Here is a 15,002-nt window from a genome sequence, read left to right on the forward strand (position 1 = left end):
TCAAAAGATTTTCTCTGAATTACGAATTTCCACAGGGTAAACTTTTTTGATGAAGGTAAGCGAAGTTGTACCTTCTAGGCATGAAAACCTACCTAACTCTTTTCGGGTGCTGTGCAGTTATATATGTAAGTTCCCAAATCAACCCTAGTCATGGTGCAGATGTGCAAGCGTTGGCCGGTATTTCGGTTGTTTATGACTCACCCTTTTCAAGTATTCAAAATCCGTCGTTGGCGAGTTTGCAAAAACAAGCTTCTTTCGCTTTCAGTTATAACAATAAATTCATGCTGAAAGAGCTCCAAGCCCAAAGTTTGGTATTGCATTTCCCCCTAAAAAGCTCAAATCATGCACAGTCATTTCTTTTCAGTCTCCAGCATTATGGTTATAGTTTATATAGTGACCTGAGATGGAGCTCAGCTTACTCCATGGAGCTTTCCCAACAATTATCGCTAGGGATAAAATTGAATTATTTGTACCTCAACATAGGACAAGGAAATTTTAAGAAACATCGTTTAAGTGGAGATGTGGGCTTGTTGTACAACTTAAATGCACAAACCCGCTTGGGAATGTCCATCAATCACCTCAACCAACCCAGAATTGATGCTTTTTTAGATGCAGGTTATTCCTCCGTTATTCTTATGGGGGTTCAACATAAATTAAGTGAAGGGGTACAAGTTTTGGCACAACTGGATAAATCAACACAAAAAGCCTATGGTCTTTCAACAGGACTTCTTTACCAACCCCATGAAAAATTCCAATGCATGGCTGGGATACGGTTTCCAACCTGGGAATATGCTTTCGGTTTTGCCTACCAAGCCTCTTGGCTCAAACTCATATTTTCCTTTCGTTATTCGCAACAATTGAGTTGGTCGCCAGCTACAAGTTTTATTCTAAAATCTTTTGAAAATGAATAAGTTTTGGGGTGTGATATTACTACTTTTTTGCCATGCGATTTACGCACAAGAAGAGGTACAACAAAGTCTAGAATATTTGGCTGAACAACAAGAAGTAGAGGAGGTAGACCTTACGCAAAGTAGAGATTTATTGTTGTTTTATAAGGAACACCCCCTTAATTTAAATCAAGAAGATTTAGCACCTTTGGTTGATTTAGGTTTACTCTCCGAACTTCAAGCAAAGGCCTTGAAAGAACACATACAAAAGGCTGGGAAGTTGCTCAGTATTTATGAATTACAAAGTGTAGAACATTTGTCACAAGAGGTAATTGCACGTGTACTTCCCTTTGTTGAAGTAAAACAGAATTTTGAAAACAGGTCCTTGCCTTTGCGCGACCTGTTTTTTTATGCCAACAAACAGCTTTACTTGAAAAGTTTAGGAATAACGCAACAAAAAAGAGGGTATAGCGCTGATACGTCTGTGAATGGCTATTTGGGAACTCCCAGGTCCTACTACCTCCGTGCACGAATGCATTATGGAAATCTTTTTAGTGTGGGTTTTACTTTAGAGCAAGATGCAGGTGAGCAATTAACAAAGTCTAAACTTCCCGACTTTTCATCGGCTCATTTTTATGTTGGAAAAAGAGGTGTGCTAGATGCCTTAGTTCTGGGAGATTTCACCGCACAAATGGGACAAGGTTTAACCCATTTTACGGGGTATGCTTCGGGTAAGTCTATGGTGCTTACAAGTGTAAAGAAAAATGCACGTGCGCTGCGACCTTCTACATCTGTAGATGAAAGTAGGTTTTTGCGAGGCGTAGGGGTGAATTTTAAACATAAAGACTATGCATTCATGACTTTTATTTCTCGTAAGAGTTTAAGTGCTCGACTCAACGCAACACAAGATACCGCTTTGAGTATTCTCCGCTCTGGCTATCACCGAACAGAAAGCGAATTCAGCACAAAGGGGAATTTGAAGGAAAGTATGTTAGGTGCATCCATTCAGCGGAAGGGAGAGCAGTTAAAGCTCGGTGTAAACGCCATTTATCAACGTTATAACTTACCCTATTTCAAAGTTGAGAATGTTTACAATGCTTTTCAATTTCGAGGTCAGGAAGCATTCAACACTAGTATTGATTACTCTTGGAATTATAGAAATTTCGAGTTCTTTGGTGAATCCGCTTATGCCTGGCAACAAAGTGCTTGGGCTCATCTTCAAGGTGTGCTACTTGCACTTAATCAATCCCTAAGCATGAGTGTGCTCCATAGAAATTACGATAGGGCCTATCACGCTTTTTATGCCCAAGCTTTTGCAGAGAATTCTAACCTTGAAAACGAGCAAGGTACTTTTATGGCGCTCGCTTACAAAAGAGGTCGCCATCAATTCAATGCTTATGTGGATGTGTTCCGGTTTCCTTGGTTAAAGTATCAAGTAGATGCTCCAAGTGCTGGTCAAGAGTTGAATGCCATGTATCAATACAATTGGGGAAAACATGCTTTTTTCTATTTACGTTACCGTTTTAGGAATAAACCGAAAAATGTAAAAGATAGTCCACAGAAAACCAACCCTGTTGAAGATGTTATCCAAGAGAATTATCGTTTTCAATTACAAGTGGAAATTCTAAAAGGATTGACCTGGAAAATGCGTTGGGAGGGAGTACAGGTTAAAAGAGGAGGAGAGGTCATTACAGGTAATTTACTCTTGCAAGATTTGAATTATAGACCTCTGAGTTTTCCAGTGGATGTTAGTTTACGTTACGCCTTGTTTGACACAGATAATTATGAAGCGAGAATCTATGCCTATGAAAATAATGTACTCAATGTGTTTAGTATTCCACCTTACTATGATAAAGGTTCGCGCTACTATATTGTTGTGCGTTGGCGCATGAATAAAAGTCTAGATGTTAACCTAAGATTAGCCTCAACGCACTATTCAAATAAAAAAGAGTTAGGCTCTGGTTTAGAACAGATTAAAGGGAGTCAAAAAACAGAGGTGACCTGTCAACTACGCTTAAAATATTAAACGAGCTGTGGCCGCAATCTTCTGATCGGCAAATTCTCCACGTAAGTAATGGTACCTTCCTGTTATCGCTATCATGGCTGCATTATCTGTACAGTATTCGAATTTTGGAATAAAGGTTTTCCATTGGCGTTTTTTAGCTTCTTCTTCAAGGCGTGTTCTTAAGCCCGAGTTGGCAGAAACTCCACCCGCAATGGCTATGCTTTTGATGTTTTGTTCTTTGGCTGCTTTAATGAGCTTTTTAAACAAGATATCCAAAATCGTTTTCTGTATAGAAGCACACAAATCATTCATGTTTTCTTCTACAAAGTTTGGTTTCTCTTTCTCTTGTTTTTGAATGAAGTAGAGGATGGAAGTTTTAAGTCCACTAAAGCTGTAATCTAAGTCTTTTACCTGTGGCTTGGCAAACTCAAATTTGTTTTCGTCTCCCAACTTTGCGTATTTATCTATCAAGGGCCCACCTGGGTAAGGAAGTCCGAGAATTTTAGCCGATTTATCAAAAGCTTCACCTGCCGCATCGTCTATGGTAGTGCCTATAACTTCCATGTCTAAATAATCTTTCACCAATACGATTTGTGTATGTCCTCCAGAAACAGTTAAACACAAGAAAGGAAATTCGGGTTTGTCTTTACCTTCATCATCTATGAAATGCGCAAGAACATGACCGTGCATGTGGTTACAATCTATCATAGGAATGTTCATTCCAAGGGCAAAAGACTTGGCAAAAGAAGTTCCTACAATTAAAGACCCAAGAAGTCCCGGACCACGCGTAAATGCTATGGCATCAATGTCTTCCTTTTTAATTCCAGCCTTTTTAATGGCAGTATCAACTACAGGAATAATATTTTGCTGGTGTGCCCTTGATGCTAACTCAGGAACTACCCCTCCGTATTCTTGGTGAACACGTTGACCCGCAATTTCATTTGATAAAATTTCTTCATTTCTTAAAACCGCCGCAGAAGTATCGTCACAGCTAGATTCTATGCCTAAAATGATAATTTCTTTATCCTTCATGATTGGACCAACTTTTGATTATTTTTACAATTCGATGGCAAAGTTACTCAAAATACTAGGAAAAGGATTCTTGGGACTCTTAGAATGGGTTTTGATTATCATTTTTCTTCTCGTTTTAGCCATCAGGAGTCCTAAATTTCAAACCTACGCCGCACAAAAAGCAACATCTTTTTTAAGTGAAGAACTGCAAGCGCGCATAGAGATAGAAAAGGTGGATATACGTTTTTTTGACCGCGTTTATTTGAAAGGAATTTTCGTTGAAGATCACAAACAAGATACTTTGGCTGCCATAGAACTTTTGGAAGTCAATATCAACGCTTTGAAAGCAAAGCAATTACTTTTCAAATTAGATGAGGTAAAGCTCCAAAATGCACGCGTGAATCTGAAAACTTATAAGGGAGAGAAGAACCTTAATTTACAGTACATTGTTGACTATTTTAAAAGTGATAAACCAGCTTCACCCACACCTAACTTTGTTCTAAATGCGCGATCATTAATTCTTGAGAATGTTGATTTTTCGTTGATAGATGAGAACAAAGCTTTAAATCCCTATGGTGTGGATTATGACCACATGCATTTTAAAAATACCCATGTTCGTTTTAGTGATTTAAACTATACGTCAAAGGGATTGGTTGCGACTTTAGATCACCTGAGTACCCAAGAGAATTTTTCCGGTTTTCAGTTGGATGAACTTTCCGGCAAAGTAAAACACAGTGGAGAAGGTATCTTCTTTGAGCAAATGATAATCAAAACCGCTGAAACCGATTTGAAAGCAGAGAAGTTGGCTTTGATTACCCATAGTTATGGAAATTATTTAGAGTTTGTAGACAGTGTAGATTTTGACGTGAGCATTTCTGGGGCTAAGGTTTCTATGAGGGACGTTTCTATGTTTGCTCCAGAATTAAAGGGGATGACAGACATTGTCCATTTGGATGTGAAGGCTTCGGATAGAATCAAGAACTTGAATTTGAAGGACGTGTACCTACAGTTTGGACTTTCCTCTTACATAGCCGGTGATTTTATTTTGCCAGATTTTAGAGAAATGGATGATTTACAGTTCAATGAGCTGATTAAAGATTTTTACATCACGCTTAAAGATTTGGAAGGATTGCATTTGCCAGAAAGTGCTGGTGATCCGCATTTACTGTTGCCCCAGCAAGTGATGAATTTTGACTATGTCAACGGGAGCAATGTGTACTTTACAGGTAACCTGGAGGAGTTTAAATTGAAAGCTAAAAATATCAGAACGGCTCTGGGGATAGTGCATATTTCAAGAGATTTGGCTTTTCACTATCATCCCGAGGATGCGGCTTATTTCTTTGGAGAATTTAAAGATTCATCCTATTACATAGATGTTGAAGACTTTCAATTGGGCAACTTCTTAGGCTTAGAAGATTTTGGAAACACCACGGCTAGTTTTGCGGTGAGTGGATATGCCCCGAGTTTTAGTGAAATAAATTTTTCTTCCATTACTGGATTCGTGGAACGTTTTGATTATCGCAATTATCCTTACTCTAATATCACCATTGAGAAAGGACAACTCATCGGAAATCAAGTAAGTGCACAACTCGATATGCAAGATAAGTTGGTAGATCTACAGTTCGATGGCGATATAAATTTCTCAGATAAAGAATTCATGCAGTTTGAAGTTGCTGTAGATGCCTCACACTTAGAGGCATTAAACCTGGGCTTACCAGATTCTGTGGATTTAAAAGCACACATGAAGGTCGATTTAAAAGATTATACAAAGGCATCTTTTAAAGGAGCGGTGAATATAGCAGACATACATTACGCCCAATCTGGTAAATCCTTCGATTTGGAAAAACTAGAGGTGAAGGCGGAAAGAAGTCCAACCAAAGACAAGTTTTCTTTGAACTCAGATTACTTGGATGCCGACATGGAAGGGAAGTTCAATTTTGCGGAAATACCAAGTAATATATCCTTTCAGTTGGAACAAATATTCCCCGCCCTTTTTATACGTAAGGAAAAGGAAATAGAGAATGTTCAGAATGACTTTACCTATCACTTACTAATAAAAGACGCTCAACCCGTATTGGATGTTTTATATCCTGAGTTGGGTATCGCAAACAATACCTTGGTTTTCGGTGCGTTCGATGCACCACAAAAGAATTACAGTTTAACCCTTAATTCACCCAAAATCAGCTTTGGAGATTATTATGGAGAAGGAATATCAACTACGCAAGAATTGTATTCGGGGAATTTAATTGCGGTATGCGACATGAATACGGTGTATTTAAACGATACCTTAAATTGTGAAGATTTCCATTTCACAAGTATGAGTTTGGGGGATTTATTAGATGCCCAACTGTCGTGGAATGCTACGAAAACAAACCCTACATCTCTTTCTTGGTATACCTTCATTAATGGAGAAGATGATTTGAAATTTGACATTAAAACCTCATATTTCACCATCAGAGATCACCGTTGGGATATACGAAAGAACTCTGTAATTCACATGAAAGGAGATAGTTTGGATATAGACAATTTCCGTATGGCAAGAGACCAACAATTCTTGAGTTTAGATGGATTAATTACCAATCAACCCGAAGACAAACTAGAGGTCATAGCCAAAGATTTCGACCTCAGTGATATCGCCGGAGTTTTTGGTGATTTTGCCGTTAAAGGTATTGCCAATATAACCGGAGAAGTAGCCACACCATTTACGGATTTATTTTTTACGGGGAAGGGAAATATTGATTCCTTATTTATCAACAATGAAGAAGTAGGAGATATATCGCTATTGGCAGGCTACAGACAGAAACAAAAGAAAATAGATGTTGAAGGTAAAATCAATTATAGAGGGATAGAAACCTTCGATTTTAATGGCTATTATGATGTTATCGCTAAAAAGGATAACCTTAATTTTTTACTCGATTTCAAAGGGGCAGATTTACAAGTAGCCAACGCCTTTATGGATGAAGACGTAGTGTCTAATATCGCCGGGAAATTAGCCGGAAAAATACAGGTTCGCGGGGAGATAGATGCTCCTATCTTGGAAGGTAAAGTAATGTTATCGGATGGTAATGCCAAACTGCAGTTGTTGGGTGCCAATTTTAAATTTGGTGGAGAAATAGAAGTGGTTGACGGCGGTGTTTTCTTAAACAATATTCCCATTCAAGATGAAGAAGGAAATACAGGGGCTGTTGTAGGACAAATTTTCCATAATAAATTCAAGAATTTCAACTTTGATTTAACCTTTGATATGGAGGAACAATTGGTGAACAACAAGTTCATCCCTATCGATCGTTTCTTAGTAATGAACACCAAGTATAACGAGGATGAATATTACTATGGAAAGGCTTACATACGAGGAACGGCCAATATTTCAGGTTCTACGGATAACCTAAGAATAGACGTGAATGCCAATACTCGCAAAGGTACTTGGATAGATTTCCCCATGTATGGAGCATCAGAAATAGAGGAAGCACAATTTATAGAATGGCTGCCACGTATTGCCGATTCTTTGCTTGCGGATGAACCGAAAATAGATTTTACGGGTGTTGAGTTAAACTTAAACATAGGAGTTACCCCAGATGCTCGCTTGAAAGTGATATTTAACGAAGAAACGGGTGATGAAATTACTGCTTTTGGAGAGGGGAATATTATCATTGGTTTAGATAACCTGAATCAATTGAGTATGGAGGGTGTATTTACTGTGGATAGAGGGAATTATAACTTTGTTTTAGGACCTTACAAACAAAACTTTATACTTGAAAAAGGAGGAACGGTGCAATGGTCGGGGAGTCCTTACGACGCTACAGTGAATTTACAGACCTATTATAAAACTACTGCCAATTTAGATGTGGTGGTCCAAGATGTAATGACGAACAATGGAACCAGAAAAGATGAGATAAACTGTTACCTCAGCTTAAACGGTGATTTGATGAAACCAGACATTACCTTTGATATTAAAGCTCCTAAGGCCAATGAAATGGGGAAAGCCACCTTGGCCAGAATACGTTCAGACCAAGATGAATTGAACCGCCAGTTCATCAATTTGATGGTCTTTAAACAATTCACTCCCCTGAACTCTGGAGGTTCTCTTGGAGGTGGATTAGATTTGGTAAGTACTCAAATTAATTCACTCATCGATAAGCTCAATACGGGAGCCAATATTGGCGTAGCCTTGGATAAAGATGAGTTAACAGGAGACAACACCGTCGAGCTTGGTGTGAGTAAAGAATTTTTAGACGATAAGTTAATTGTGTCCACTTCATTTGGAGTGGAAAATAGTGCTGCAAATTCTGCCACAAATACCAGTAACTTTATCGGTGATGTAAGGGTAGAATACGTCCTTAATGATGCTAGAACCATGCGTGTGAACGTGTACAATGAGTCTAATGACTATTCTGTAATACAGGACAATAATCAAGGACAATATACCCAGGGAGTTGGTATTCACTACCAAGAAGACTTCCAAAATTTAAGCGACTTCAAATTATTCCAGTATATTGGGAACCTGTTTCGAAAAGAAGACAACAAAAAAGAAGATAATAAGAATAAAAAGAAGATTCCTCAGGAGTATATAGACAACCCCGCGTTGTTGAATGAGGAGAACTAATATACTTAATACAAGAGATGAAAAAAGTACTGATAGCCAACCGTGGTGAAATTGCAAGAAGAGTAATTAGAACCTTGCACAGATTGAACATTGAAAGTGTAGCTGTATATTCTGACGCAGATGCTAATGCGCCTTTCGTTTTGGAAGCAGATGAAGCTGTTCATATTGGAGCTTCTCCTTCAGCAGAAAGCTATTTGGTGCAAGATAGAATTTTAGAGGCGGCAAAAGCTACGGGTGCAGATGGTATACACCCAGGTTACGGGTTCTTATCAGAAAATTCAGAGTTCTCTGAGAAAGTAAAAGCAGCAGGAATTACCTTCATAGGACCATCGGCTCATGCCATGGAGTTGATGGGGGATAAGTTAAGTGCCAAACAAGCCGTAAAAGAGTTTGATGTGCCTTTAGTACCTGGTATCGATAAAGCAGTTTCTGATTTTGATGAGGCCTTGGATGTTGCCAAAAAAATTGGTTTCCCTGTGTTAATCAAAGCCTCTGCCGGTGGTGGAGGTAAAGGAATGCGTTTGGTAGAGCGTGAAGAGGATTTAATCGAACAAATGCAATTGGCGCAATCTGAAGCGCGTTCTTCTTTTGGAGATGATGCGGTGTTCGTGGAAAAGTTTGTAACCAAACCTCGTCATATTGAAATACAAGTTTTTGCCGATAGTCATGGAAATACAGTTCATTTGTTTGAACGTGAATGTTCTATTCAACGTCGTCACCAAAAGGTAATTGAAGAGGCACCGAGTGCTGTTTTAACACCTGAGATTAGAGAAAAAATGGGACAAGCAGCGATTAATGTTGCAAAAGCTTGTAACTACGAAGGAGCTGGTACCGTTGAATTTTTAATTGATGCTGATTTAAACTTCTACTTCTTGGAAATGAATACACGTTTGCAAGTAGAGCACCCGGTAACTGAAGAGATTACTGGACTTGATTTGGTAGAATGGCAAATTAGAGTTGCCAGAGGTGAGGAATTGCCTTTAAAGCAAGAAGAAATTAAAATGAAAGGTCATGCCGTGGAAGTACGTGTGTACGCTGAGGATGCCTTGAATAATTTTGCACCAGACATAGGAACCTTAAGAAGATACAGAAAACCAAGTTTTGATTGGGTACGTGTAGACGACGCGTTTGAAGAAGGAATGGAAATACCTATCTACTACGATCCAATGATCGCTAAATTGGTGACTTATGGTGAAGATAGAGCGCAATCTATAGAGCGTATGATCAAAGCCATAGATAACTATGAAATTTCAGGTTTAAGAACAACTTTAGATTTTGGTAAGTATGTAATGAAGCACAACGCTTTTACTTCTGGTAATTTCGATACTAACTTTGTGAAGCATTATTTTGAAGTTCCTTCAGTGATGAAAGGAGCACAGAAAGAAGAAGAGAAAGCTTTGATAGCTGGTATCAACAAAATCTGGGATAGATTAAAAGAAAGAGAGAAAGAAGAATTTGCAGTTCAACCTGTAAGGTAACTAATAACTTCTTAGAAGATAGAAAAAGGATTACTCGTTGGGTAGTCCTTTTTTTATGAATAAAGATCTAAGTTACAATGAATTTTCTCGTTGAAGTTAGTTGAGAATAGGCTTAATTTCTTTGTGATTTTCCATTAAATATTCGTAACTTCTCAAACATGAAACACTATAATTGTCCATATTGTCATGCATATTTAAATGCAGCTGGTTACATAGCTCTAGGAGTGAAGAAACCGCATGGAAACAGTGGTGTTATATTGTTAAGTGAAGAAATAGGAGACTACACTACTAAAATTAACCCAAAGCTAGATATACATGAAGGAGAGTTAACTCACTTTCATTGTCCTAGTTGCACAGAATCTTTACACTTACCTTCTGACGAACGTTTAGTAAGGATTTTGAAAACAGATAGCAATGGAGTGGAACACACAGTTATCTTCTCAGCTATTAATGGTGAAAGGTCTACTTATTTAATTTCAGATGAAAGACAATTAACATTTGGAGAACATGCGTTGAAATTCATGGACCCAGAATGGTACCTGAAGTTATGAGGTGCTACTACTGTAACTTTACCAAGCTTTAAGTGTAAGCTTAAAGATTCTAATTTTGTTGTTCAAAATTTTCCGTCACTAGGAAAGAAGGGCTGGAAATCAAGGTTTTGTTTTGATTTCCAGCTTTTTATTTTATGCTTTTTTAGGAAGGATTTGTTGGATCAATATTCCGACTATAACTACCACGGTACTTCCAATAATGTTGTACATCAAGTAACTTAATTCAAAGAATTCATACACCTTTAATACGTGAATGATAAGTACGGTTAATTGACCAATGATTCCTGCAATAAGTGCTGCTTGATGGCCCACTTTTTTAAAGAAGAAAGCCAATAGGAATACACCCAAGATGGTTCCGTAAAACAAAGATCCGAGTATGTTCACCAATTGGATGAGGTTTTCAAAGAGTCCGGCCGTTAACGCAATTACGATGGCCAATACTCCCCAAATAATAGTGAGCATTTTAGAGACGCGTACGTCCTTTTTATCTTCGTCAGATTTAGACCAAAACTTCTTGTAGAAGTCTATGGTTGTAGTAGAAGAGAGGGCATTTAGCTCTCCTGCTGTAGAGGACATAGCTGCAGAGAAGATAACTGCAAGTAGAAGTCCTATTAAACCCGGTGGTAAATACTCCAATATAAAACCAAGGAAAATATAGTCACTGTCTTTTTGTTCGTAATTCGGATCAAAGGCCGTTAGTTTTTCTTTGTAGCTTGTGCGCAAAGAATCTTGCGTTAATTGTAATTGTTGAGCAAGATGTAAATCTCCACCCTCACTTAAAAGCAATTTCTTTTCTTCGAATACCCTATCGTAAGCATTTTCAATGGCACTTAACTCAGCCTGTTGTTCTGTATTGATATCTACCAAATGTTGGTTGAAAACGATGGGCGGTTTATTGAACTGAAAAGATACAAAGACCATCACACCAATAAAGAGTATGAAAAATTGCATAGGTATCTTCATCAAACCGTTGAACATTAACCCCAGTCTGGATTCTTTCAATGATTTTCCTCCTAAATAACGTTGTACTTGCGATTGATCTGTACCGAAGTAAGAAATAAACAAAAACAAGCCTCCTGTGAGTCCAGAAAAAAGCGTATATCTATTTTCAGGATCTATGGATAAATCTATAATGTTCATTTTTCCCAAAGCACCTGCAATGTCAACTCCCTCGCTCATGCCTATACCTTCTGGGAAGCTATTCAAAACGTAGTAAAAGGCAATGAACATTCCGGTCATAATAATCCCCATTTGCCACTTTTGGGTGAGAGAAACGGCTCTACTTCCTCCAGATACCGTGTAAATGATCACCAATCCTCCTATGAGTATGCAGGTTAATTGCAAATTCCAATCTAAGAGCGTAGAAAGGATGATGGCGGGAGCATATATGGTAATTCCGGCGGCTAATCCCCTAGAGAGTAAAAACAAAAATGCCGTGAACGAACGTACTTTAACATCGAAGCGTTCTTCCAAGTATTGATAGGCCGTGTAAACTTTTAATCTATAGTAAATCGGAAGGATGAAAACAGAAATGAATATCATCGCCAGGGGCAATCCAAAATAGAATTGCACAAAGCCCATTCCGCTTTCGTAGGCCTGACCAGGTGTTGAAAGAAAGGTTATGGCACTGGCTTGTGTTGCCATAATAGACAAACCTATGGTGGCCCAGTTTTCAGAATTATCGCCTTTTAAATAGCCTTTAAGGTCTTTGTTGAGCTTCGTTTTCCAAGTTCCATAAGCAACAATGGAAAACAAGGTAACAAGTAATACGGTCCAATCTATCCAACTCATAAAGTGTAGGTGTTAGTCATCCATAAATAAACTAATATTTGCAAAGCTAAAAAGCCTACAAGCGCCCAATACCAGGCTTTCCAATTGGTCTTGTCTTTTTCTTCCATGTTTAATAACTCAAAAGGTTCGCAAATAAACGGTAAGCACCCATTACTCCTTTGGGTAATTCTCTAAAGAAAGAAATACCTGTGTATACAACTTGACCTTCGCCCATTTTCGCTACAACTAAAGCTCCTTCTTGTGGTGCTTCTCCTTGATCTGCCCAACTTAGTAAGGCTTGGTATTCTGGAGAATAATTTTCTGCGAAATACAAACCTCGTTCTTGAACCCATCCTTCAAAATCATTGTTCGTGATAGCATTGGGTTGAGTAAAAATGGGGTGCTCAGGGTTTAATATTATGGCTGTAGCATCTTCTTCGGTAACTCTATTTCTACCAATTTTAAAAGGTAGAGGTGAGAAAGGTGAGAAATCACCAGACCTTGAAGCCGTATTGTACTGAATGATGAGGTTTCCTCCTGCCTTTACGAAGTTTTCTATTTGAGGATGGAAATTTTCCAATTCAGGATGAACATTGTAGATACGAATTCCTAATACAACAGTGGTATAGTTGCTTAAGTCAATCGTCACTAAATCACTGACTTCAAATTCATCTACCTGCACTCCAAGTTGACGAATAGCATTGGCTACATCGTCTTCGACCCCTTTGATATAGGCCACTTTTAAGTTTTCTTTTACTTGAAGATCCAGTGGTATGCATTTTAGGGCTGCTGGACTAAAAATAACCTGAGTAGGAATGTGGTCGTAGCTAATTTCTGTAGCGTCAAAGACCCTATTTCCTTTACTGTCTTTTATGATGAGTTCACCTGACTTTGCTCCGGCATTAGGTGTTAACTTGAGAGTCACACTTTGTTCCTGATGTTTTTTGGTGAAGTGAACCGCTATTTTGGATAGATTAATCGTCCATCCTTCAGGTGCAATTACACTTAATTCATCCTCGTAATTGCTGTGGTAACCGTGTAAAGTCAGTACAATTTCTTTTTCAACACCTGGTTTTGCAATCAAAATATTTTGATCCAACGTTGCGGTGAGGCTAGGTGCAATCACCAGCGGTCGGCGTCTTTCACCATAAGAAGGATCTCTCCATTTGTAATCCGCTGCGACGGGTAAAGTAAAGCTTTCACCAAAGATTTCTACTTCTAAATTTCCGTGTACAGCTGCTCTGTTTTCAGCTCTTAATATATTTTGTTCATCGTTTATGGTGTACAAATCTGTATGTGATGATCTTAACCAATAAGGCGTAGAAAGTAGTGTTGTGGGTGCTGTAGTAAGGGCATGTTTGTACTCTTTGTTGTTCGGAAGTTCTGTACCGATTTCTATTTCTGTACCATCATTCAAACGCAAAGTTTTTAAACGAACAGGAGTAGAAGATCTATTGATCGCTACTAATTCTAGAGGAATTTTATAACCTAATGCAAAGCTGTGGTCGTCGGCTAAAAGTTCTAAATTCATCCCTAAACATTGAGCTATAATTTCTTTACAAAGTGCAACTTTTTCATCGCGCAATTGAGGATCTACAATTTGCTCCATGTAGTCCAGTATTTCGAGTAAAGCAGGAATGTTTTGCGCCGGGTCTTGGAAATTGAAATTCTCCAAAAGTTTATGGAAGTGCTTATCTACATTGCTTTTGGTCAAATTAAACCAATCGCGCTGCGCGTGTTCAAAGAAAGAGTTTTTAAGTTTTTTACCTTTTAAATATTGAAAGTACTCTGTTTGTTCCCCACGTTCAAGCAAGTTTCCGAAACCTTGACATTTGTGTTGCGAACGCGCTAACGTACCAATTTCATTGTAGGATTGACCCAACAGAGGTGCATAACCACCGATGTCCTTCACCAAATAGTCAGGATTGTTTTGGGCACTGTCTGCTATACTCGGATTCCACCAGTAGGATGAATTCCAGTACACGCTGTTTACCTGCCAGGTACCCAATTCTTTTACCTGCTCGGGTAAATAAGTTGCATCGGCAGCTTTATCGAAAGCTTCTAAAGCCAAAAGGGCAGAGGCGGTGTGGTGACCGTGTCCAGCTCTTTCATCGGGCGGGAAACGTGTAACAATCACATCGGGTTTAAAACGACGTATCATCAATACTAAATCTGCCATCAATACGTCCTTTCCCCATTTTTGGAAAGATTCTTCTGCTGATTTGGAATAACCAAAATCAACGGCATGAGAGAAATATTGCTTGGCATGATCATGCGAACGGGCAGCTAATAATTCTTGAGTTCTCAATACTCCAAGTGCATCACCGAGTTCATTGCCTATCAGGTTTTGTCCACCATCTCCACGTGTCAGTGAAAAATAAGCCGTTTCCGCTTTTTCGCCCAAAGAGAACCAAGCCAAGGCTCTGGTGTTTTCATCATCGGGGTGAGCAGCCACGTACAATACACGTTTGAGAGAGTGTAATTTTTGAACTTGAACATAAATGGATGAGGCAGGCTGAGCTGCCTGCGCAAATGAGGTAAAGAAAAGGGTCAATACTAAAATACCCTGAGTGATATAATTTCTTCGCATAGGGCTTAAAAATAAATAAAAGAACGTGCCCTGAGAGGATAATTTTTGATAATAAATGACAATCCAATTGCTTTGCTAAGCGCTCGCATTTATTTCATCCCTTTTTC

The 15,002-nt window shown here is 38.6% G+C and carries 8 protein-coding genes; 5 read left to right on the forward strand and 3 right to left on the reverse strand.

Annotation, left to right across the window (positions count from 1 at the left end; translation table 11 throughout):
- Positions 1-80 precede the first annotated feature (80 nt).
- Together BM327_RS01220 and BM327_RS01225 are read left to right on the forward strand one after the other, a co-directional pair.
- Positions 81-911: a PorV/PorQ family protein gene (locus BM327_RS01220; protein ID WP_090245446.1), complete on the forward strand. Its 831-nt coding sequence runs from the start codon at positions 81-83 to the stop codon at positions 909-911.
- A complete protein-coding gene (locus tag BM327_RS01225; protein WP_090245449.1) occupies positions 904-2,913 on the forward strand; it encodes a ComEA family DNA-binding protein in 2,010 nt (669 codons plus the stop codon). Before BM327_RS01220 ends, BM327_RS01225 begins: the two co-directional genes overlap by 8 nt.
- On the opposite strand, the gene tsaD is transcribed toward BM327_RS01225, so the two are convergent.
- A complete protein-coding gene (gene tsaD, locus BM327_RS01230; RefSeq protein WP_090245451.1) occupies positions 2,902-3,924 on the reverse strand; it encodes a tRNA (adenosine(37)-N6)-threonylcarbamoyltransferase complex transferase subunit TsaD in 1,023 nt (340 codons plus the stop codon). The genes BM327_RS01225 and tsaD overlap by 12 nt on opposite strands.
- Positions 3,925-3,958: 34 nt before the next feature.
- Between tsaD and BM327_RS01235 the strand changes: the two genes are divergently transcribed.
- From BM327_RS01235 to BM327_RS01245, 3 genes are all read left to right on the forward strand, one after another.
- A complete protein-coding gene (locus BM327_RS01235) occupies positions 3,959-8,506 on the forward strand; it encodes a translocation/assembly module TamB domain-containing protein (protein WP_170853633.1) in 4,548 nt (1,515 codons plus the stop codon).
- Positions 8,507-8,523: 17 nt separating this feature from the next.
- Positions 8,524-9,984, forward strand: coding sequence for an acetyl-CoA carboxylase biotin carboxylase subunit (locus tag BM327_RS01240; protein WP_090245455.1), 1,461 nt, complete (start codon positions 8,524-8,526; stop codon positions 9,982-9,984).
- A gap of 158 nt (positions 9,985-10,142) precedes the next feature.
- Positions 10,143-10,535 carry a hypothetical protein gene (locus BM327_RS01245; RefSeq protein WP_090245457.1) on the forward strand — a complete coding sequence of 131 codons (393 nt, stop codon included), beginning with the start codon at positions 10,143-10,145 and terminating at the stop codon, positions 10,533-10,535.
- A 132-nt stretch (positions 10,536-10,667) separates the two neighbouring features.
- On the opposite strand, the gene BM327_RS01250 is transcribed toward BM327_RS01245, so the two are convergent.
- Positions 10,668-12,326, reverse strand: coding sequence for a sodium:solute symporter family protein (locus BM327_RS01250; protein ID WP_090245458.1), 1,659 nt, complete (start codon positions 12,324-12,326; stop codon positions 10,668-10,670).
- Between the two features lie 109 nt (positions 12,327-12,435).
- Complete coding sequence (locus tag BM327_RS01255; protein WP_090245460.1) at positions 12,436-14,895, reverse strand: PIG-L family deacetylase; 2,460 nt, start codon at positions 14,893-14,895, stop codon at positions 12,436-12,438.
- Positions 14,896-15,002 lie beyond the last annotated feature (107 nt).

Source organism: Lishizhenia tianjinensis (assembly GCF_900116425.1).
Lineage (GTDB): Bacteria > Bacteroidota > Bacteroidia > Flavobacteriales_D > Crocinitomicaceae > Lishizhenia > Lishizhenia tianjinensis.

Bases quoted from the DNA above. Each gene is read 5' to 3' on its own strand.
- BM327_RS01240 (WP_090245455.1), top strand. From the start codon at position 8,524: ATGAAAAAAGTACTGATAGCCAACCGTGGTGAAATTGCAAGAAGAGTA.
- BM327_RS01220 (WP_090245446.1), top strand. From the start codon at position 81: ATGAAAACCTACCTAACTCTTTTCGGGTGCTGTGCAGTTATATATGTA.
- BM327_RS01235 (WP_170853633.1), top strand. From the start codon at position 3,959: ATGGCAAAGTTACTCAAAATACTAGGAAAAGGATTCTTGGGACTCTTA.
- BM327_RS01225 (WP_090245449.1), top strand. From the start codon at position 904: ATGAATAAGTTTTGGGGTGTGATATTACTACTTTTTTGCCATGCGATT.
- tsaD (WP_090245451.1), bottom strand. From the start codon at position 3,924: ATGAAGGATAAAGAAATTATCATTTTAGGCATAGAATCTAGCTGTGAC.
- BM327_RS01255 (WP_090245460.1), bottom strand. From the start codon at position 14,895: ATGCGAAGAAATTATATCACTCAGGGTATTTTAGTATTGACCCTTTTC.
- BM327_RS01245 (WP_090245457.1), top strand. From the start codon at position 10,143: ATGAAACACTATAATTGTCCATATTGTCATGCATATTTAAATGCAGCT.
- BM327_RS01250 (WP_090245458.1), bottom strand. From the start codon at position 12,326: ATGAGTTGGATAGATTGGACCGTATTACTTGTTACCTTGTTTTCCATT.